General features: G+C 70.1%; 23 protein-coding genes. 12 read left to right on the top strand and 11 right to left on the bottom strand.

The features are described 5' to 3' along the window. Positions 1-96: 96 nt before the first annotated feature. From ACH4S8_RS08425 to ACH4S8_RS08410, 4 genes are all read right to left on the bottom strand, one after another. A complete protein-coding gene (locus ACH4S8_RS08425; RefSeq protein WP_016572176.1) occupies positions 97-318 on the bottom strand; it encodes a hypothetical protein in 222 nt (73 codons plus the stop codon). A gap of 421 nt (positions 319-739) precedes the next feature. Next, entirely contained in the window at positions 740-1,090 is a 351-nt protein-coding gene (locus ACH4S8_RS08420) for a hypothetical protein (protein WP_398391930.1), read from the bottom strand. Beyond that, complete coding sequence (locus tag ACH4S8_RS08415; protein ID WP_398391929.1) at positions 1,087-2,304, bottom strand: hypothetical protein; 1,218 nt, start codon at positions 2,302-2,304, stop codon at positions 1,087-1,089. The genes ACH4S8_RS08420 and ACH4S8_RS08415 overlap by 4 nt, the downstream gene beginning before the upstream one ends. A gap of 44 nt (positions 2,305-2,348) precedes the next feature. After that, positions 2,349-2,861 carry a hypothetical protein gene (locus ACH4S8_RS08410; RefSeq protein ID WP_398391928.1) on the bottom strand — a complete coding sequence of 171 codons (513 nt, stop codon included), beginning with the start codon at positions 2,859-2,861 and terminating at the stop codon, positions 2,349-2,351. Between the two features lie 125 nt (positions 2,862-2,986). On the opposite strand from ACH4S8_RS08410, the gene ACH4S8_RS08405 reads away from it, so the two are divergent. After that, positions 2,987-3,418: a DUF5958 family protein gene (locus ACH4S8_RS08405; RefSeq protein ID WP_398391927.1), complete on the top strand. Its 432-nt coding sequence runs from the start codon at positions 2,987-2,989 to the stop codon at positions 3,416-3,418. Positions 3,419-3,482: 64 nt separating this feature from the next. On the opposite strand, the gene ACH4S8_RS08400 is transcribed toward ACH4S8_RS08405, so the two are convergent. From ACH4S8_RS08400 to ACH4S8_RS08370, 7 genes are all read right to left on the bottom strand, one after another. Next, the gene (locus ACH4S8_RS08400; protein ID WP_398391926.1) at positions 3,483-4,997 is read right to left on the bottom strand and encodes an ATP-binding protein; all 1,515 of its coding nucleotides are present in this window, start codon (positions 4,995-4,997) and stop codon (positions 3,483-3,485) included. A 28-nt stretch (positions 4,998-5,025) separates the two neighbouring features. Further along, positions 5,026-5,487 carry a DUF6238 family protein gene (locus ACH4S8_RS08395; protein ID WP_398391925.1) on the bottom strand — a complete coding sequence of 154 codons (462 nt, stop codon included), beginning with the start codon at positions 5,485-5,487 and terminating at the stop codon, positions 5,026-5,028. A 106-nt stretch (positions 5,488-5,593) separates the two neighbouring features. Further along, positions 5,594-7,066, bottom strand: a complete 1,473-nt coding sequence (locus tag ACH4S8_RS08390) for an SCO6880 family protein (RefSeq protein WP_398391924.1) — start codon at positions 7,064-7,066, stop codon at positions 5,594-5,596. Positions 7,067-7,145: 79 nt separating this feature from the next. After that, complete coding sequence (locus ACH4S8_RS08385) at positions 7,146-8,519, bottom strand: ATP-binding protein (RefSeq protein WP_398391923.1); 1,374 nt, start codon at positions 8,517-8,519, stop codon at positions 7,146-7,148. A gap of 36 nt (positions 8,520-8,555) precedes the next feature. Beyond that, positions 8,556-9,248: a hypothetical protein gene (locus ACH4S8_RS08380; protein ID WP_398391922.1), complete on the bottom strand. Its 693-nt coding sequence runs from the start codon at positions 9,246-9,248 to the stop codon at positions 8,556-8,558. Further along, the gene (locus ACH4S8_RS08375; RefSeq protein ID WP_398391921.1) at positions 9,248-9,562 is read right to left on the bottom strand and encodes a DUF6112 family protein; all 315 of its coding nucleotides are present in this window, start codon (positions 9,560-9,562) and stop codon (positions 9,248-9,250) included. The genes ACH4S8_RS08380 and ACH4S8_RS08375 overlap by 1 nt, the downstream gene beginning before the upstream one ends. Positions 9,563-9,701: 139 nt before the next feature. Then, complete coding sequence (locus ACH4S8_RS08370) at positions 9,702-10,835, bottom strand: C40 family peptidase (RefSeq protein ID WP_398391920.1); 1,134 nt, start codon at positions 10,833-10,835, stop codon at positions 9,702-9,704. A 512-nt stretch (positions 10,836-11,347) separates the two neighbouring features. Here ACH4S8_RS08370 and ACH4S8_RS08365 point away from each other — a divergent pair. The 11 genes from ACH4S8_RS08365 (at position 11,348) to ACH4S8_RS08315 (ending at position 19,014) form a co-directional block, all read left to right on the top strand. Beyond that, positions 11,348-12,103, top strand: a complete 756-nt coding sequence (locus ACH4S8_RS08365; protein ID WP_398391919.1) for a DNA-methyltransferase — start codon at positions 11,348-11,350, stop codon at positions 12,101-12,103. A 242-nt stretch (positions 12,104-12,345) separates the two neighbouring features. After that, complete coding sequence (locus ACH4S8_RS08360) at positions 12,346-12,897, top strand: DUF4913 domain-containing protein (protein ID WP_398391918.1); 552 nt, start codon at positions 12,346-12,348, stop codon at positions 12,895-12,897. After that, positions 12,894-13,379 carry a hypothetical protein gene (locus ACH4S8_RS08355; protein WP_398391917.1) on the top strand — a complete coding sequence of 162 codons (486 nt, stop codon included), beginning with the start codon at positions 12,894-12,896 and terminating at the stop codon, positions 13,377-13,379. Before ACH4S8_RS08360 ends, ACH4S8_RS08355 begins: the two co-directional genes overlap by 4 nt. Positions 13,380-13,687: 308 nt before the next feature. After that, a complete protein-coding gene (locus ACH4S8_RS08350) occupies positions 13,688-14,437 on the top strand; it encodes a hypothetical protein (protein ID WP_398391916.1) in 750 nt (249 codons plus the stop codon). 181 nt (positions 14,438-14,618) lie between these two features. After that, the gene (locus ACH4S8_RS08345; protein WP_398391915.1) at positions 14,619-14,933 is read left to right on the top strand and encodes an SH3 domain-containing protein; all 315 of its coding nucleotides are present in this window, start codon (positions 14,619-14,621) and stop codon (positions 14,931-14,933) included. A gap of 104 nt (positions 14,934-15,037) precedes the next feature. Then, a complete protein-coding gene (locus ACH4S8_RS08340; RefSeq protein ID WP_398391914.1) occupies positions 15,038-15,520 on the top strand; it encodes a hypothetical protein in 483 nt (160 codons plus the stop codon). Further along, positions 15,517-15,960 (top strand): hypothetical protein, encoded by a 444-nt coding sequence (locus ACH4S8_RS08335; RefSeq protein ID WP_398391913.1) that lies wholly within the window; start codon positions 15,517-15,519, stop codon positions 15,958-15,960. The genes ACH4S8_RS08340 and ACH4S8_RS08335 overlap by 4 nt, the downstream gene beginning before the upstream one ends. Positions 15,961-15,969: 9 nt before the next feature. Beyond that, entirely contained in the window at positions 15,970-16,383 is a 414-nt protein-coding gene (locus ACH4S8_RS08330; protein WP_398391912.1) for a hypothetical protein, read from the top strand. A 41-nt stretch (positions 16,384-16,424) separates the two neighbouring features. Then, positions 16,425-17,267, top strand: coding sequence for a winged helix-turn-helix transcriptional regulator (locus tag ACH4S8_RS08325; RefSeq protein WP_398391911.1), 843 nt, complete (start codon positions 16,425-16,427; stop codon positions 17,265-17,267). After that, a complete protein-coding gene (locus ACH4S8_RS08320; protein ID WP_398391910.1) occupies positions 17,264-17,782 on the top strand; it encodes a regulator in 519 nt (172 codons plus the stop codon). The genes ACH4S8_RS08325 and ACH4S8_RS08320 overlap by 4 nt, the downstream gene beginning before the upstream one ends. After that, positions 17,779-19,014, top strand: a complete 1,236-nt coding sequence (locus tag ACH4S8_RS08315; protein WP_398391909.1) for an MFS transporter — start codon at positions 17,779-17,781, stop codon at positions 19,012-19,014. The genes ACH4S8_RS08320 and ACH4S8_RS08315 overlap by 4 nt, the downstream gene beginning before the upstream one ends. Positions 19,015-19,046: the final 32 nt, after the last annotated feature.

The following is a 19,046-nucleotide window of genomic DNA, read 5'->3' as shown; positions in this document are numbered from 1 at the left end:
GGTTGGCGATGCGCTGGAGAGGCTGGCCGCTCTCGGAGCGGATCACGGACTGTGCCGACATCGGCGACCGGGCCAACCGGGGCGTACCGTCGGCGCTCACCGGCCGACCGAGGGCTCGGTCCAGGTGCAGGGGATGGCCGGCGACGAGCAGCTCGCTGGCTGCCGAGCAGGCCCGTGCGTCCGCTCCGTACCGGGTTCCGTCGCTCGGCAGGCGCAGCCTGGCGTCTCTTCGAAGCCGGCCTGGAGCAGGATCCGCCGGGCGGCGGCGTTGTAGCCGGTGGTGGTGATCTCGCCGGTGATGGTGTGCCGGATCGTCATGAACGGCTCTGCTGGTGCTTCGGACAAGGCGGATCTCCTATCGGTGGTGGCGGGAAAGCGGTGGGGTGTTGGGCGAAGGCGAGGCGGGCCCGGAGCTTCCAGCACATCAACGGTGCGTGGCTGGACCACGAACGATGGGCAATGACTGCCGACATGCTCCAGGGCGGGCCTCACCGCCCCGCAGCTACCTGACTCGCCTTTCCGCACGTTCTGATAGCCGGGTGTACCAACAACTGCCATGGATGGATCTCCTCAAAGCGATTCAAGAATGGGGGTGTTGAGAACCGCGTGCCTCAGCCCCGTGGCGGCCCGAGGCACGCGGTCCTGGTGTCGGCTGGAACCGGGAGACGGCCCAGTGGGGCAGAGACACGGGCGCACGGGAAGCCGGACGGTGATCGTGGGCGTAGAACCGGCGGCCGGGTCAGCGCCGTTGCCGTCGTGGACTGTCGGTAGGGGCGGGCTGCGTGATCATCGCGACCTTCGTGCGGCCCACCACCGGCGGCGCCGACCGGGCGGGCGGCGTGGCGCACAGGTCAGGGTCGAGGTCGACGTCGTAGTGGGCGGCGATGAGCATTTCCGCGGCCCAGGTGGCGTGCTCGTTCTCCCAGACGGGACCGAGGTCGAACGGGAGGCGAATCCACCGGCCACGCAGCGTGGGGTAGGTATCGAATCCGGCGCGGGCCAGGACGCTGGCGGCGAAGGCGTCGACCGGGCCGTGGACTTCGACTTCGCCACCCTGGCCGCGGGTGATGCGGATCGCTTCGGCGCTCATCGGCTTCGCTCCGTCCGGGCCGTGTGGGCGTGGCCGGCGACGGGCACGGTGGCGATGAGCAGTCGTGGACTGGGCGCGGACAGTGCGGTCGGTCCACCTGGCACGGCGGCCCGGGCCTGACGCTCGAACGCTGCGCTGTCGGCGAGCCATGTCTCGATGGCCGGCAGGACGGCGAGACCGAGCTGCCCGCGGACCTGGCTCCACTCGCGGGAGGACAGCGTCTGGGGGACCGAGTACAAGTCGCGGCGCAGGTCGTTCCACTCGGTCCAGGCGTCCTGGCTGTCGGTGACGGCTTCGTGCAGCCGGGCCAGCGCCGCGGCGTCATCGGGCCAGGCGGTGGCGGCGGGTCGGCAGCGGGCGAGCAGGCCCGGGGCGTGGTCGAGTACGGCACGGAAGGACAGCCATGCGTGGTCGGCGAAGTCCCGTTCCAGTTCTGCGATCAGGCGGGAGGTGCTGAGAGGTACCCCGTCGCTGTAGCGGCCGGATTCCTTGATCACCTGGAGCGTTTCGTGTTCCTCCTGGATGCGTTCCAGGCTACGCAGGACGTTGTTCAGGTTCTGGTTGTGCAGGGCGCGACGGTAGGAGGGCAGGAAGGTGTGGGCGATCGCGTGTGCGGCGAGGTCGGGATCGGCCGGCAGCACGATGCTGTGCGGTGTGGTGGGGTCCGTGCGGGGGTCCTCTTGTTCCCGGTCCGTGAGAGCCCCCAGCAGGTACCCACTGCGGTGACCAGGGCGTTCGATCAGCAGCAACTTGGTGCCGACGCTGTTTTTCAGCACAGAGGCGAAGGGGACGCGGTGGTCTTCGAGGGCGCGGTAGATCTCGTCGGCCTCCCACAGTATGGGCCAGAGGTCCTCCTGCCATAGAGGGTGGCTGAAGATCTGTAGTTCGGCTGTCCATGAACCGGGGAGCCGGGAGGCGATTTCGGCCCCCAGGTCGCCGAGGTAGGGATGGCTGCTGGGGGTGATGGTGGCGCAGCGCGCGTGGGCGTGATGCACCAAGGTGCTGGCGATGGACCGGGTGGCCTGTGGGTCGGTAAGTGGGAAGGCGAACGCTCCGTTGGGCAGACGACTGAATCCGGCGTCGGCCAAAGCGCGTTCGGCCTGTTGGTAGTTCTCGCCGGATGCGATGGCGACGAGGCCGAGGGCGCGGCTGGTGGTGAGGGTGATCTCAGCGGAGTGGGTGAACATCGAGTTCCTGAAGGACAGCGTGCGCATGCGTATTCGCCGAGGCGGGTGGCGCGGGAGGGGGGAAGCAGGGATCAGCGAGTGGGCCTCTTCGCCTGCCGCGGACCGTGCAGCGTTGTTCCCTGCCGCGGTGGGGAGGGGGTGCGGTGCTCGGCGGCGGTGCGCAGCAGAGCCACGGCGTGGACCAGACGCCGGTGCGCATGGACGATGGTCCACAGCAGGCCCTCGCGGGCGAAGGCGAGTGCCTGTTCCTGTTCGGGGCCTGCGGACCGATGTCGGCAGTCGTCGGCGTGGGCCAGGCAGGACACGGCCGCGTCGAGGTCGCGCAGCGCGGCGCCGACTGGTTCAGCAGCCTTCACGAGTGCGGTGGTGGTCTGTCTGATGTGGGCGGCGGGCGGGAGAGGTTCGCGGCTGCCGGCCCGGAAGCGGAAGGCGGACTCGCTGGAGAGGTTGTTCAGCAGCCCCTCGACGGTGCGGATTTCGTCTTCCAGGATCTTCGCGAGGGCCGGAGTGGGCTGGATCATGTCGGGTAGCGGAAGCCTGTCGGCGGCGTCGTTCAGTTGGCCGGCCAGGGTGATCAGCAGCATCTGCTGGTCGAGGTCGGACAGAAGCAGCTCCTCTCATCAGCGGACGGTTCCCGGTTTTGCCCGCGCTGTCTCGGGCGCGGAATACGGGCCTTCGTCCGGAATTGGCATCGTGAAATCATCAAGCGATGACCGAACCGAGCAGCGACGACGGCAGCACCTTCTGGCGCGAGACCGAGCGGGTTGTCAACGAAATCTCCCAAGGGCTCCGTACGTTGGATGCTGGTGCGGGCTGGTTCTCCGGCCTCGCCCCGACACGCCGGCAGGAGGTTCTGCAGGAGGTCGCCGGCTATGCGATGCAGGCGCACATCACTGCTGCGGACGGCCGTGCGGGGGTGGCGCGGTCCGGTGTGAAGCCCACGGCCAACCCCTCGGTGATGATCTGCATGGACCCGCCCCGCTACGGGTTCGCGGGCCTGCCCTCCGCTGAACATGTCAAGGCGTTCCGTGTCCTTGTCTCCGTGTTCGCCGTTGCTGACACTCGCCGCCGCGAGATGTACTGCAAGGGCGACTGTGGACATGCATGGCACAACCTGCCGACGGTGACCGAGCAGCCGTAGCATCGGCCGCTCCGGTGCTGGCTGGGCTGGTTATCGGGGATGAGGTCCGTGAACTCGGGGCTTCTCAGTGCATGCGAGCGTCGGTGTCGAAGAGCACCAGCTCATGGGGGTGTAGGAGGTGCTGCACGATGAAGCTCCTGCCCGCGACTTTCCACAAGCCGCGGCCCCGGTTGAGGTGGGAGATCGCGTCGGTCTCCACCGAGGTCAGGCCCAGCAAGGCTGCTGCGGCGTGGAGTTGGTCGGTCTCCTGGCGGTAGATGATGCGGGTGCTGCAGTCGGCGAGAAGGCCCTCGGCGAGGGCACGGCCCTGTGATCCGGCGTCGCCAGCGGTGAGCAGGTCGGACAGCCGGTGGATCACCATGAGGTTGGCGATGCCGAGGCCGCGGCTGAGCTTCCACTGGGCCTGCATGCGCTGCAACAGCCCGACGTGCCGCATCAACCTCCACGCCTCGTCGTACACGATCCAACGCCGACCGCCGGACGGATCGGAGAGGGCGGACTCCATCCAGGCACTCGAACAGGTCATCGCCAGGACGAGGGCGGTGTCGTCGCCGGACCCGCCGAGCCGGGACAGGTCGATGGTGAGCATCGGTGCGTTCGGGTCGAAGGCGACGGTGGAGGGGGCGTCGAACATGCCGGCCAGGTCACCGTGGACGAGGCGCCGCATTGCGTGAGCCAGGTCGCGGGCGGCGTCACCGAGTTGGCCCGACATCATCCCAGCGGCTTCGTCCAGCGCACTGGGGTTGTTGAGGATGGCGGCGACGTCACCGAGGAGCGGCGTGCGGCCGGTGGCGGCGGCGCGAGTGACGACAGCATCCAAGGCGACGTCCAGGGCGGTGTGCTCCACGGGCATCAGATCCCGGCCCAGGACCGTCCGGGCCAGGGAGCCGAGCAGGAGCAAGCGTCGTTTGCGGATCTCACCGACCCAGTCGGCCTCTGCCACGCTCTCCGGGCGAGGGGCCGCGTCCAGGGGGTTCAGTCTGCCGGGCAGTCCGGGGCCGAGAGCGACGGACCGGCCGCCGAGGGCTTCCGCCACCGGCGTCCACTCGCCTTTCGGGTCACACGGTACGTAGACGCGGTATCCGAAGGCCACCGAACGTAGGGCGAAGGACTTGGCCAAGGCGCTCTTGCCCTGGCCGATGACCCCGGCGAGCAGGAGGTTCGGATTGGTGAATCCCTCCACGCGGCCGTACAGCGCGAACGGATCGAAGACGAAGGAAGCCTCGGCGTGGACGTCGCGCCCGATGTAGACGCCCTCGGCGCCGAGCCCGCCTTCGGCCAGGAACGGATACGCGCCAGCGGCCACGGCCGTCGTCATGCGGTGGGCGGGCAGCTTCAGCCGGTTCCCTCGCGCGGAGGCAGGACCGGGACGTCCGCTCGGAGGGTAGAGCGCGGCGGGCATCTCGCGCTCGGCAGACATGCTCTCGGCCTGGTGGGCGCTGGCTTTCGCGCGGGCCTTGGCGGTGGCCCCGGCGAGCCGGCGACGCGAGGCTTTGCGGCTGGCGCGGTCGGTGCCGTGGGGCGTGAAGAGTGGGCTGGCGGAGGCGCGGCGGGCGCGCCGGGCGGGCCGGTGTGTCATCGGGGGCCCTCGATTCTGCGGGTGGTGCTCATCGCACGCAGGTCGTGCTGTGGGGGCGGAGGTCGGTGGGGGTGGTCTTGCGGCGGGGGACGTGCCCGGCGGCGAGGTGGCGCTGGCAGATCGTCAGCACGGGCGGTCCCTCGGGCAGCCGCTCGGGACGGCAGGCGCTCGTCTCACTTTTTGCTGCGGTGTCGGCGGGCAGCAGGTGGAAGGCGGAGTGGACCTCGGTGGCGGCCTGCCAGAGGCGGGTGTGCGCGCCGGCCAGGTGACGGCCGGCGGCGGGGTGCGGCGGACGGGTGGTTTCGGCGAGACGGTCCAGGAGCTGGAGCAGGGCGGTCAGGTGGGCGTGGAGTACGTCAAGGTGCGGACGGTCCGCCTGCCGGGGCGCGGTCGCGTCCGACGAGGCAAGGGCCCGGGTGTGGTGGCGGATTCCGGCGCTCGCGGCGCGGAGGTAGGGGTGTGCGTCGTCCGGAGGTGTGCGGGAGGTCAAAAGAGGTGGTCCTTCCTGCCGGGAGGCAGGGGCGGCGGCGGGTGGTCCGTCGCGGATGAGTGAAGAGCAGCGGGTCAGGGTGTCGGCCGGTGGGGACGGGCCCAGCTCATGGGGCGGTCCGGGCGAGCGGGAGGGCAGTGAGGGTGAAGGCTTCCGGCTGCTGGTAGTTGAGCCGCCGGAGATCGACGCCCGAGGTGACGGCGTGGGTTTCGATCTGTGCGCAGGCGGCGTCCAGGAGGGCGTCGGTCTCGGCGGTGACGGTGACCAGGCCGGTCAGGGCCACGTCCGCGTGCCCGGCGATGAGCTGGCGTTCACGCTGCTTGACGTCGGCGTACTCGACGGAGTCCTCTTCGGAGTCGACCTGTCCACGGCGGGCGCGTTCGTTGGCGTCGGCGATGATCGCCGCCTTCTTCCGCTGGACGTCTCGCAGCGCGGACTCGAGCCCCTGCGGCACGTAGATGAGGGAGAGGCTGCGCCGAACGCCGGCCGTGAACATGATCCCGTGCAGGAACCCGGCCCCCATCTCGGTGCGCGGCCAGTTCTCCACCCAGTACGTCGCGTGCCGTGCGCTGTCGGTGGAGAGGCGGTCGTACTCCTCGAACTGGACGACGGGCCCGGCGGCTGCGGGGTCGGCCTCTGCGCGGTCGGTCTCGGACCACTGCTGGAGCGCGGCGAGAGCCTTGGGATCGTAGGCGGTACGGATGACGGCGGCGATCTCCCGCGCGGTCAGCCACCCGGTTACCTGGAGCCCGGCGTTGCGGGCGGCCTGCGCGATGCCGGCCGTCGTCTGCTCCATGACGGTGAACGCCCCGGGCAAGCCTCCGCTGGCCTGGCGGATCAGGCGCCGGGCGGCCTTGAGATCGAGGGAGATGGCGAGGTAGGTCTCGTGCGGTGCGGCGGCGGGGCCGGCCGAGGAGACCAGTTCGGAGTAGATCTGTCCGGCGACCGGGGTCTGGGGCTGCCCGTTCTGGACCCAGTGGCGGGTGAGGGCGTCGCCGCTGTCGGGGACGGTGCGCTCCAGCACCTGGACGGTGGCGATGTGCCCGGCGCGGGCGACGCCCGCCAACGCGCGTCCCCAGCTGCTCACGTTGTGGTTCTGGGCGGCGGGGTCGAGGAGGGCGAAGGCGCGGCTGCTGACGCGGGCGATGGCGGTCAGCGTCTGATGGTGCGGGTCGTGGACGGCCGCGGCCTGGTTGGCGGAGTCACCAGGGGTCACCACCCTGAGAGAGGCGGCGGTGCCGGGAAGGTGGAGGACGCCGTCCTGCCGGGGCCGGGTGACGGGCCGGGCGAGCCAGAGGGTCTGGCCGGTACGACGGCGGTGCGCGTAGCGGGCGACGATCGGAGCCCAGTCGATCAGGGAGCGGCCGTGCCGACGGATCGCGACGAGCGCCCCGGATGCCGCCCACAGCGGGGCCAGGACGACGACACCGAGCAGTCCGGTGGAGACCACCGTCATCAGCAGCAGCGCCAGCGTGCACGAAACGAGGACGAGCTGGGGCAGAGAGAGGCCGAGGAGGATGCCGCGGCGGGACCGGTGCGGGAACTTCACCGTGACCGGGGCGACAGAGAGATCAGTCAAGGGGCGGGTCCTGGAGGCGCGGGTGGAACCCGGGGCGGGAGGTGGCGTGCACGTCCCGCCCCGGTGGACGGGCAAGGGATCAGAGGCCGGTCGGAGGCGGTGGCGGTCCGCTCGCCCCGCTGGACGTGGCGTTCTGCGAGCTGGGGGACGGTGGTGCGCCCTGCGGCGGCGGGGTCGTGGTAGGCGGGGCGGACTGCCACCCGCCGCCCTGGCCGGACGTGGCGTTCGCGCCGGTTCTGCCAGGTCCCGGGCTGCCGCCCACCTGGCCGCCGGTGTTGTCGGACACGCTCGTCGGCGCGGGCTGGACGGCCTTCTCCAGACCGGACTTGACGGCATCGCCTCCGGGGGAGACGCCTGTGCCGCCGCCCTGCGAACCTTCCTTGCCCCCTCCGCCTCCGCCGGTCGAGTTAGCGGCGACGTCGCCGGGGAAACCACCAGCGGCGTCGGGGCCCTGCGGTGCGGCACCCGCTCCGGCGGCAGCGCCACCGGTTCCGGCGGTGGCCACAGCTGCCGCAGCCTTACGAGCGGCCTTCTCGGCATGCGCCTTGGCGATCTGCGCTCCGGCACCGCCGGCACGGTGGATGGACTCGCCGTCGGTCCCGTCGGCCGCCCAGTGGACGAACTTGAAGACGGCGTACGGGCACAACAGCACCAGAATCATGATCACGATGCCGGACATGACGTCGGCGAGGGCCGCGATGCCGTCCTTGGCCTCGGTCTCGCCCATGGCGGCGATGCCGAGTACGAAGATCACGGTCATCAGCAACTTCGAGGCGACGAGAGTGGCGGTGGCCTCGATCCAGCCCCGACGCCAGCGTCGCGCGACCTCCCAGCCGCCACCGGCGGACGCGAAGACGGCCAGTGTGACCATGACGAGGATGCCGACCTTGCGGACCATCATCACGCACCAGTAGAGGAAGGCCCCGATGGCGGCGCCGAGACCGACGACGACCGCGACGAGCCAGCCCAGCCCGGACAGGCCCGGGATCTGGTTGACCTTCACGATGCGTCGAACGGCCGACTCGATGTTCAGGTGGGCGGTCTTGAACAGGCCGTCGCTGACGGCGTCGACCACTTCGACGGCGACGGTGGTCAAAGAGATGGCGCAGAAGGCGAACAGGACGCCGCTCATGGTGCCGGTGAACGCCTGGGTCAGCGCTTGTCCGTCGCGCCGGACGGCGGCCCGCACCAACTGCGCGCAGAACGTGGCGACCAGCAGGACCAGGCCCAGTGGCAGCAGCGTCTCGTAGTTGTCGACGAACCACGATGCGTTGAGGTCCACCTTCGTGGTGGTGTCGACCGCCTCGGCGGCCAAATCGGCTGCGGCGGCTGTCAGTTCACCGGCGGACTTCGCCATCCAGTCGCCGATGGCCTTGCCGGGGTCCGAGGCGAAATCCACCGCGTCGCCGACGGCGCACAGCTTGTCTGCCAGGGGGTAATCACAGAAACCCACGAGGAGTTACTCCTCCTTTCGTGTCCCAGGCGCGGGTCACTGCGTGACGCTCGGGGCGATGGCGGCCAAGGCGCAGTCGCGGCTCGGGCGACACTGGACTGCAAGGGTCACGGCGCGCTCCTCGGCTCCGCCCCCGCCCTTCTTCCAGGCGATCTGCTGCTTGCCGTTGACGGTGACGACGTAGATGTACGCCTCGGTGATCGCGGACGGGTCCTCGGCCAGCGCCTGCTTGAACGCGGAGGGGTAATGGCCCTCCGTGACGCCAGCGGTGGCGCGCTGGTCCTGGTCGGCCATCCGCGACCACAGCACCGGATCGGGAACCTGGCCCGAGACCGAGGTCCAGTCGGCGTACTTGGTCTCCGTGGTCATCCAGGCGCGCATGCCGGCGAGTTGCTGGTCGCGGCTGGTGTCACGGGTGTCGTAGGACCACAGCATCTGCGCCGCTGCCCTGGCGTAGGCGACCGGCTCGGCGATCTGCGGGGGATTGGGCACTGACCCGGGTCCGGAGGACGGCTTCGGGGCGGCCTCGGTGGAGGACGGGCTGTCACCTGGGGCGGGCGCGGTGGTGTCCGGGGCTTGGTGGCTGTTTCCGCTGCCGGTCAGCAGGGCGACGATCCCGGCGATGGCGAGCAGGACGGCGACGACGCAGGTGACGATCGCGATGCGCCGGTTGGCTGACCAGCCCACACCGTACGAGGGCAGCGAAAAGGAGGGGGACCGTTTCCGCATCAGTGGACCTGCGACCCCAGGTCGGAGAAGAAGGCCACGATTCCGTTCGCGGCACCCAGACCGAGGGCAGCGCCCGCGGCCACGACCGCGCCCTTCTTACCGTTGGCTTCGGCCTGGTGACCACCGGTGTGGTGGCCCCACGCCCATACACCCAGCGAGACGGCGAGGGCGCCGACGACGGCGATGATCCCGAACATGTTGATGCTGTTGACGACGTTCTTCAGCACGCTCAGGCCGGGCAGGCCACCACCCTTGGGTGAGATTCCTGGGTCGTAGGCGAGCCGGATGACGCGGTCTGCGAGAAGGGTGGACATAGGTGTGGCGGGGCTCCTTGCATACGCAGGCCAGGCGAGGGCCGACGGGAAGAGGGGAAGCGGGGGAGGGGGTGCGCGCGGGGCGCGGAAGTGGCCGCGGCGGCGCCCCCCCCGGAGAGGTGTCCGGGCGGGGACGGCGTCACAGGACTCGGCGGGCGGCGAGGATCGTCCAGTCCTTGATCGGGGTGATCCGGACCGGCTTGGTGGTGCGGGGCGCCTCGATCACGAGGCCCTCGCCCATGTACATGCCGACGTGCTCGGGCCGGGCGGCGGTGCCGCGGCTGAAGATCAGGTCACCGGGCTCGAGTTGGGCGGGCGACACCGCCTTGCCCTCGTTGAGCTGCGTGTACGTGGTGCGGGTGAGCGTCACTCCGGCGTGGGCGTACGCCTGCTGCATCAGGCTGGAGCAGTCGCAGCGGCCCATGGGGTCGGGGCCGTGCGCGTTGGTGCAGGACCCGCCCCACTGGTAGAGCGTGCCGAGTTGCTGCATCGCCCACTCGATGGCCTCGCGCGCCTTCGGAGCGGTGTCCTCGGGGATCTTGTAGCCCTTGGGAACGCTCCCCTCGGGGATGCGGCCGAAGCCGGAACCGTCCTGACCCGGAGTACATCCGCTCGTGTCGGTCGACGGCTGTTTGCCCTGGTCCGCACCCTTGCCGTCCGCGTTGTTGCCGCCGCCCGGGAAGGTCTTGGCGATGGCTTCCTGTAGCGCGGTGGCCAGCTTCTCCCACTGCGCGTACGCGTCCGGCAGGCCGGACTTCTGCACGGCTTGGGCGGCCTGGGTGACGGTCATCTGCTGCCAGCCGTCCACCTTGAGCAAGTGCTTGTAGAACTGCTCGGAGGCGTAGACCGGATCGCGGATCTGCTGGGCACTGCCCCAGCCCTGGGAGGGACGCTGCTGGAACAGGCCGAGGGAGTCGCGGTCGCCGTAGTTGAGGTTGCGCAGCCGGCTCTCCTGCATCGCGGTGGCAAGCGCGATGATCTGTCCCTTCTTGGGGACATCGAGCGAGAGGCCCGCGGCCACGATCGTCTGGGCGTTGGGGATCTGCTCGGCGGGCAGGTCCAGGCCCTCGACATGGACGTCTTCGCCGGACGCGCCGTCGAGGATCTTGGTGACCTGCTCGACGACCTTGTCCGTGTCGATGTCGGTCAGGCAGTCGCTGAAGGAGCTGCTGCTCTGCACGGCGTCGGCGGAGGAAGCGAGCATCATGCCGGTGCCGGCGATCAGGATGGGGGAGAGGAAGACGACGCCGATGCCGGCGGCGAGCGCCTTCAACCCGGACGGACCGTTCGCCGGTCAGTGATGTCGGCCAGGGGTGGGTATCGAGACGTCATGAACGTGTCCTTCGGGGTGCGGTGTCCGGTGAGCCGCGTGCGCGAGGCGAGTTGGAAGGGCGCGGCGGCCGGGGTGGGAGATCGGGACGGGCCGACGCGGGCGAGTTGCCGCTCGCTCCGCGTGGCCGGGCCGTGCGCTTAGGTGTGCCGGGGCAGGGGGTACCTCCGTGAGGCGTGACGGGAGTGGCCAGCGGCGGTGTACGCCGGGCGGTTCAAAAACAGTAGGTGCGGATCGACGGTTGACCAAAAAGTCGGCGTGAGGTGCCGGAATCCGTTACCCCGGCAGGGCACTTCTTGGTCGTCGGCGGATTCGCCTCTACAGTTTTTTGGACTCCCCCTCGCGCCCTCGGTCCGTGGCGCCGGGCTTCTTCACGCCCGCTTCCGGCCCGCGAGGACTTATGCGCGAGGCGGGTAGTTACCTCCGCGATTCCGCACCCGAATAGGGGTTCCTCTTTGCCTTTTTCCCTGCATCAGGGCGACGCCCTCAGAGTTCTCGTCGGTCTCCCGGACGGCTGCATCGACTCCGTCATCACCGATCCGCCATACAACTCGGGCGGAAGGACGGCGAAGGAGCGCACCACCCGCTCCGCGAAACAGAAGTACACCTCCGCCGACGCCCAGCACGCGCTGCCGGACTTCACCGGTGAGAACATGGACGGCCGCTCGTACGGGTTCTGGCTGACGCAGATCATGACCGAGGCCCACCGCCTCACGAAGACCGGCGGGACGGCGTTGCTGTTCACCGACTGGCGCCAGCTCCCCACCACGACGGACGCGATCCAGGCGGCTGGATGGCTGTGGCGCGGGGTGCTGGCCTGGCACAAGCCGCAGGCCAGGCCACAGAAGGGTCGGTTCACCCAGAACTGTGAATTCATCGTCTGGGCGTCCAAGGGAGCGATCGACGGCTCCCGCAACCCCGTCTACCTGCCCGGCCTCTACAGCGCATCGCAGCCCTCGGGAGCTAAGCGCCAGCACATCACGCAGAAGCCCGTCGAGGTGATGCGCGAGCTGGTCAAGATCAGCCCCGACGGGGGAACGGTGCTCGATTTCTGTGCCGGCTCCGGCTCCACGGGCGTCGCCGCACTGCTGGAAGGCCGCGACTTCATCGGCGTGGAGAAGACCGAGCACTACGCGTCGATCGCGGCCGACCGGCTCACCGAGACGATCCGCGAAACGCTCACCCAGGAAGACGTGGTTCTCACCGCCTAATCCGCTACGCCGCATTTCGCTCCCCGCGCATTCCCAGCCTCTTCCGGAGCCCGCAGGGATGTTCGTGCAACCCTCCAGCAGGTCCGTGCGCCGTAGACCCCGCTCACCTGCCATCTCACGTCTCGTAGGAGGTCGTACTTTTCATGCCCGAATCCATAGAACCAGCAGACAGCGGGGAATTGGAGCCGGTTCGCGTTCCGGGCCCACAATTGGAGGGGATCGAGGCAAGCGTCCGACGGCTCATGGAGCAGTCGGCGCAGCAGGCCCAGCAACTCGATCATCTCGCGTCCGCTCCGGCGCCGGGCGGATCGCCGTTCGCGGCCTTCGGCATGCAGGGGCTCGGTCGGCCGGCTCCCGCGGCTCCGCCGGAGCCCCGCCCGATCCTGGAACTGGACGGAGAGGAACGCGAGGACGAACTCGACGCCCTGTCGGACTGGGTCGACGACTTCTTCCTCCCGGTCTACGGGGCGGAGGTCACCACCGCGGCGCCCTGGTGCCTGCAGTGGCAGGAGCACGACGACGTCGTGGCCTGGCTCCATGCCCTGTGGCTCGCCTACCAGCAGCACAAGGACCCCGAATCTGGGCTCTCCGGCCTGTTCGTGTGGCACCGGGACTTTCTTGCTCATGCCGTTGCGGCGATCCGCGCGCCGGGCGGGCCGCTGTCGGCCTGCATGACCTCTCCCGACCGACCCGCGCACCGTCTTCTGCCCGGCCCGCCGCCGTCCGTGCGCACGGAGACGGTGGCCACGGCGGAAGCCGTCGGTGACGCCGAGCCTGACGAGTCGACGTCATGAACGCGGGACAGGGACAACCCGCCTTCGGACTGAGCTTCGACCCTCGCGCGCTGACCGATCTCCTCCAGGCGCCCAGCGACATCCGTGACCTCACTCTCGCCTACCTGCAGGAAGTCGTGAACGCGCAGCGCTTCGGGCTGCGCCTCGATGGCGATCTGGAGGGTTATCGAAAGCTGTTCGTGGATTCGCGCAAGGACTGGCGCGTCGTGTACGGCGTCCGTTCGGCGCCCGCGGAGTCCACGCACCCGAGGGAGATCCACGTCGTCGCGGTTCGACCGCGTGCGGGCAACGACGTCTACGACGAGGTCGGCCGCCGCCTGGGAATGACCCGCCGGCCGTTGAGCACCCGCACTCACGCGGCACGATCGCGCTCCCCGCAGCTGACCACCCGCACTCCCGTGACCCGGCCCGGTCCGCCGCCCACCGCACTGCCGGGTCTACCCCATCCTGCACACAACCCCGCGCACCACCACATCCGCTGAACGCGCGGAGCATCGCCGAAGGCGCCGAACTTTACGAACACCAGCTGACCGGCCAGATGTCCGTGACCGCCGCCTCCGGCACCCGCATCCCTCATGCCAAGCGGCAGCGGCTGGAGGTCGCCGACCTGGTCGTCCGGGACGCCGGACACCCCGTGCACGTCGGCCAGCCGGTCACTCTCATCGGTGCCGGACGCGCCACGTTGTTCGCTGCCCGTCGCACGTCCACGACCCAGGCACCCAAGCTCCCGGCGGACCTAGGCACGTCGCCATCCCCTCGGCACAGCGGCGCTGAACCCCACGAAAGGCCCTTGTTGTCTCCCACCGAACCGGCACCGTCTCGGAAGGCCATCCCCCAAGTCGACTTCGGGCTGGATGACTTCGATGCCGATGAAGAGGTCTACCTCGACTTCTACCGCAAGGTCGGCGCCCCTGAGGACATGCTCGTCCCTCTCGCCGAACACCACACTCCCAACGGCGAGAACAGCTACTACGTCCTGTTCGACCGTACCGCCACCTGGGGACACCCCGGTATGCCGCACCTGATCGCCGTGCACCTTCAACGGGACCAGGAGAAACGGATGTTCAGCTACGAACAGACCTCGATGCCGCTGCCTGCGATGGCACAGTCCTGGCTCATCCACCGCGGCTGTCCTCCCGACGCGATCGGCCTCAACCCCGAGTTGGGCCCACCGCCGGCGGACGAGGCAACGCGGCTGCTGGAGCAACGCCTTGCGGGCGAGGGCGACCGCTACGCCATGGGCTACTCCTATACCTGCGACGACCCTGACGACATGGTCACCGTCGTGGCGCTGCGCGCCTTGGACGAGCGAGCCTCCTCGCCGTTCCGTGTCGTCGTCGAAGAGGTCGATGCCAGCACGTGGACCCGCACCCTGCGCGAGGGCGGCTTCGCCACGGTCGAAGACGCCTTGCAGTGGTGCGACGACCGGCTCACCGGCGAAGCCGGCCGTCTCCCGCCGGTCCGCCCGGCAGCCGCAGCAAGCCGTCCGACCGATGTTGCGAAGGCCCCTGCTCCGCGCCCGCCCGGTCGTTCGCGCTGAGCGCCAGGGCCAACGCCGGCGGCGGAACATAGCCGACGATCGCCGGTTAGCCAAACCGGCGATTCTCCGGACTCTTGTACAGCCGCCGGAACACCTGCTGCGGCATCCCTTCCCGCAATCTCTATGCCTTCACGGAGATTTCTTCCGCATGCGCTCCACCCGAATTTCTATGTCCGCGGCGATGGCCGGCGTGCTCGCCCTGCCGGTGCTCTCCGCCACCACCGCCAGCGCGGCGCCCGTAGCCGTATCCGCGGCCCCGGCGAGCAGCTACCCGTCCAAGCCGCCGCTGCCGTACGAGGTGCATGCCAAGGCCATGGCCATCCGGTCCAAGGCCAACTCGAAGCCCACCGCGCTCGGCGTGCTCTACAAGAACCACAAGATCAGCGTGGCCAGAGAGAGCGGCAACTGTCTCTGCATCACGGACAAGACGACCGGCTTCAAGGGCTGGGTGCCTGGCACGTACGTCTACCGCGACGTCCGAATGCGTCCGGGCTGACAGGGATTCAGCAGGCTCCCGTAAGTGGCTGAGCCGCCGGGCGCGGCCGCTCCCTCACATTCCCCCATGGCATCGGCACCCTTTTGAGAACAGGAGCTTTCCCTTTGCCCGACGGCATATCCGATAACGCTGAGGATGTCGTGAGCGTCCTCACCGAACGCATCGAAGCGCGCTTCGCCATGGACATCGACCAGTTGAAGGCCGCGGTCGCCGCAGCTCTGACCGCGAATCCTGATGCCACCGATGTCGTCAGGTGGCACGGCCTCCTCGTCGAGGCTCAGTCCGTGCTCGACCGCGCGGAGGACGACCTCCTCGCCGCGCTGGAAACCCAGCCCGGCGAGGTCGACGACCCGACGATGCGTCTCGCCCACCGCGTGAACGCAGCCGTCACCGCCCGCGACGGCCGGGCCCTGGTCGTGCGATGGCTCCTCGACCCCGACGCTCCGGGCAAGAAGGACCTCGCCGCCGAACGGCTCGCCCGCCTTCGCCCCCGAACCGGTCCGGCGGTGCAGACCAGCCCTCCCCACCGATCCGCAGGTGCACCCGCGCTGACGCCGGCGAGGCGGGCGGGAAGGCCCACCCGATGATCCGGGACAAGCCCAGCACTATGGACGCCGACCTGCAGAAGATCTTCGGCAGCCCGGTCCCCGAGCTGCACGAGGAGACTGTCGACCACGATGCCTCTCCCGCCCTCGCCCGTGCCCTGGAACTGCGCTCATTCCTGGCTCTGACCGAGGAGCAGGTCGCCCGCGTCCGCGACCGCGTGCACGCGGACATGGATCCGGACCGCGCCATGGACGAACTGTCGGCGGACAGGCTCCGCTTCGACGCTCAATGGCTCGAGGCCGCGCTCGATGCCCGCGACGCTTACCGCGCAGCCCTCGGCGAGCTGCTGCGCACCGTGCCCCCGTCCGACCAACAGGCCCGGCCCGTCCGCATGACGCAGCTCAAAGCCACCACCACCCTGCCTCCGCTCGACGCTCCCGTGCCACCGCGTGCCGGGGCGGCACGGGCCCGCCGACCCTGAAAGCCCCGCTTGTCCCACCTCACGTCCACCGACATAGCCGGACGGATCGAGGACCTGTACGGCGTGCCGCTCGCCGACCTCGAAACCCACGCCCAGGACCAGCCGCCCGGCATGCTCTCCGCCCTGCTCGGCATGCACGACGACCTCGCCATCGCCGAGCGCAGCATCAACGTCCACCGCGACCACCTCGCCCGGCTCGTCCACCCCGAACGGCAGATCGGCCGGCACGAGGTCTCTCACCTCCTCGACGGTTCCCGTCGGCTCGCTGAAGCCGTCGCCGTGCGTGATGGCCAGGCCAAGTCGGTTGCCGCTGTTCTGCAGAGCCTCGCCCGCGTTCCGGCCCCAACGCCGCCCCCGCCGATTCCTTCGTCGCTGCTATCGGCTCCGCCCCTTCCGGCCCGGACCGCGGCGCGCAACCGCTGACCCGCAGGCGATTCCCCTTCATTCACCCCGGAGTTCCTCCCTTGGCCATCACCGCTCTGCCTCCCGACACCGACGCCGACATCGCCCGGGTCACCGAGGCCCTCGCCATGATCACCCCGCGCTGGAACGTGAGAATCCTGCTGGCACTCTCCGGCCCGCCGCTGCGGTACACCGAGCTGGCAGCCAAGGTTTCCTGGCTGCAGAACGGCCAGCTCCACCCCAAGCTCAAGTCGCTGTGCGACGCCGGGCTCGTCGAGCGCACCGAACACACCGCACGCCATGTGACCTACGGCCACACCGAGCGTGGTGCCGCCCTGCTGCCGGTCCTGCCGATGATCGTCACCTGGGCCGAGCAACATCTGGAGACCGCGGACAATCCACTGCCCGCGATCGAGCAGATCGAAGACAGCCTCACCCTGCTCACCCGGCGGTACTCCGCCGCCATCCTGTGGGTGCTGAAGTCCCGCCAGGAGGTCAGCGGGCGTGCCCTTGCCCGGATCGTGATGCCCAGCAGCGACTGGACCAACATCTACCCGCCGCTGCGGCAGCTCGCGGCCGACGGCCTGGTCGACACCGAGGGCATCGGCCGGCCCTACCGGCTGTCGGCGGCGGGCGACGGCCTGGGCCCCGTTCTCGGTGCCCTGTCCGCGTGGTCCGCCGGGCAGCCCCTCGGCCGGGCGGCCCACCACCCGGTCTGGGGGCACCCGCAGGAGAAGCCCTCGCCGAGGCCATGGACCAGCAGCCGGTCCCGCCTGCCCCCTGCGGTACTCCCTCAGGCCCGGACGGCTGGGGCCGTTCCGGTCTGGCACAACCGCGATCTCTTCTCCCACGCCACGACCGCTCGCCCGAAGGCGGCCGTCCCGGTAGGAGGTCCGCGCCGATGACCACCCTGTTCACCACGGCCGAGGTACGCAACGCGGTCGAGCTGCTGGCCTCTCGCTCCTTGATCCGCCTGGTCACCGAGATCGACGACAACGGGGCGATACCGCCACGACGGCTGGCGGCCACCCTCCCCGACCTTGCCTCGCACGAACTGCGCCGCGCGACCGAAACAGCCCGCACCCACGGTCTCGTCCGAGCCGCGCCCGGCACGGGCCTGGTTCTCACAGACTCCGGCTCGGAGCTGGCCGACCTGTACGACGCGGCTGCGCGTTGGTCCCGACGCCACGCCTACCCGCCACGGGTCTGCGAGTTCAGCAATCGCGTCCGCTACGTCCTCGACCTGCTGACGCCCTCGCTCGCGGCCGAGAACGCCGACAGCCTCGCACGGCTGTCCGCCGCGCGCCTGCCCAGCGCCGAGGCCGAGGCGAGCCTTGCCCGTCCCCGTACCCTCCTGATCGAGTGGCTGACCGGCAATCCGCAGGCCACCCGCCTGTCCGAGCCCGAGCAGGCCGCGTGAGCACAGCGGTCACACCATGGCAGGCACGCCACACCGCCGGGCTGACGCGCGGCATCTACCTGCCACGCACGGCGGACGCCCTCGCGCTCGCGATGTCCACCTACGGCATCCCGCTGCTGGTCCTGGCCACCACGCGCTCCGCCGCTCTGACAGGCACCGCGTTCGCCCTGGAATGGATCCCGCGCCTGGCAGCGTTCGGGTGGGCCGGATCGATCGTCGACCGGCGCGGGGCATCCGCGGTCTTCCACCTCGCCTCCCTCGGACGCGCGCTGGTCCTCACAGCCGGCGCGGTGCTCCTCCATCTCCACCCTGTCGGCACCGTGGCGAGCGCGACCGTCATGGTGCTCGCGGCGACCACCGGAGTGCTCAGCGAGTTCAGTTACATCGCGGCCGAGACCGCGGGCGCCGCCGCCGGCCGCCGGGCAGGTGCACGGGCCCACCGCGTCCAGGCCGTCCTGCTGGGCATCGATCAGACCGCGGCGTTGGCCGGCCCGGCGCTGGCCGCACTGCTGCTGCTCGCCGGGCCGCCGCCGATGCTCGCCGTGATCACCGTGCTCTCGCTACTCGCCGCGCTGCTCGCCCCGCGCACACCCCCCTCGCCGGCCGTCCCGGCCCACGCTCCGAAGGGGCGGCTCGGCGCCGGACTCCTCACCGGGTGGCGCACCATCCGCTCGCTGCCCACGCTCGGCTGGCTCGTGACCGGGCTGACCCTGTCCAACCTGGCCACCGGGCTGCTCCAAGCGGCCGGTCCGGTGATCGTCGTCGAGCATTTCGGGCAGTCCACCACTGCCGTCGGCCTGGTCTGGTCCATAGCCGCCGGCGCAACACTCCTCAGCGTCGCGCTCTGCCGGTTCGCGCTGGACCGCCTGGGCCTGTGGCCGGTCGGCGCCACCTGCGGTGCCCTCGCATCACTCGCCTGTCTCGCCGCCGCCCAAGCCCCCGACTACCTGTCCTACCTGGTCCTGGTCGCGGTCCTCATGGCGGCAGACGGCGGCATGACGGTGGTCCTGCGCACCCTGCGCTCCCGCCTGATCCCAGCGGAGAAGTTCGGCAGCACCCTGTCGGCGACCATCCTCATCCTGCTGCTGCCGTTCCCCGTCGCCGGCGTACTGACCGCGCTCACCCCACCCGACGCGATGGGCCACGTCATCATGGCCTGCGCCGCCCTGCAGGCCCTCGGCCTGCTCCTCGCCTTCGCCCGACTGCGTACGGATCCCGCTCTGCGCATCTGACTCTGCTGCGCCCCCGGCCTGGGGAGAACCTC

Source organism: Streptomyces sp. NPDC021080, assembly GCF_044333225.1.
GTDB lineage: Bacteria > Actinomycetota > Actinomycetes > Streptomycetales > Streptomycetaceae > Streptomyces.
This window is presented reverse-complemented; position numbering and strand designations above follow the sequence as displayed.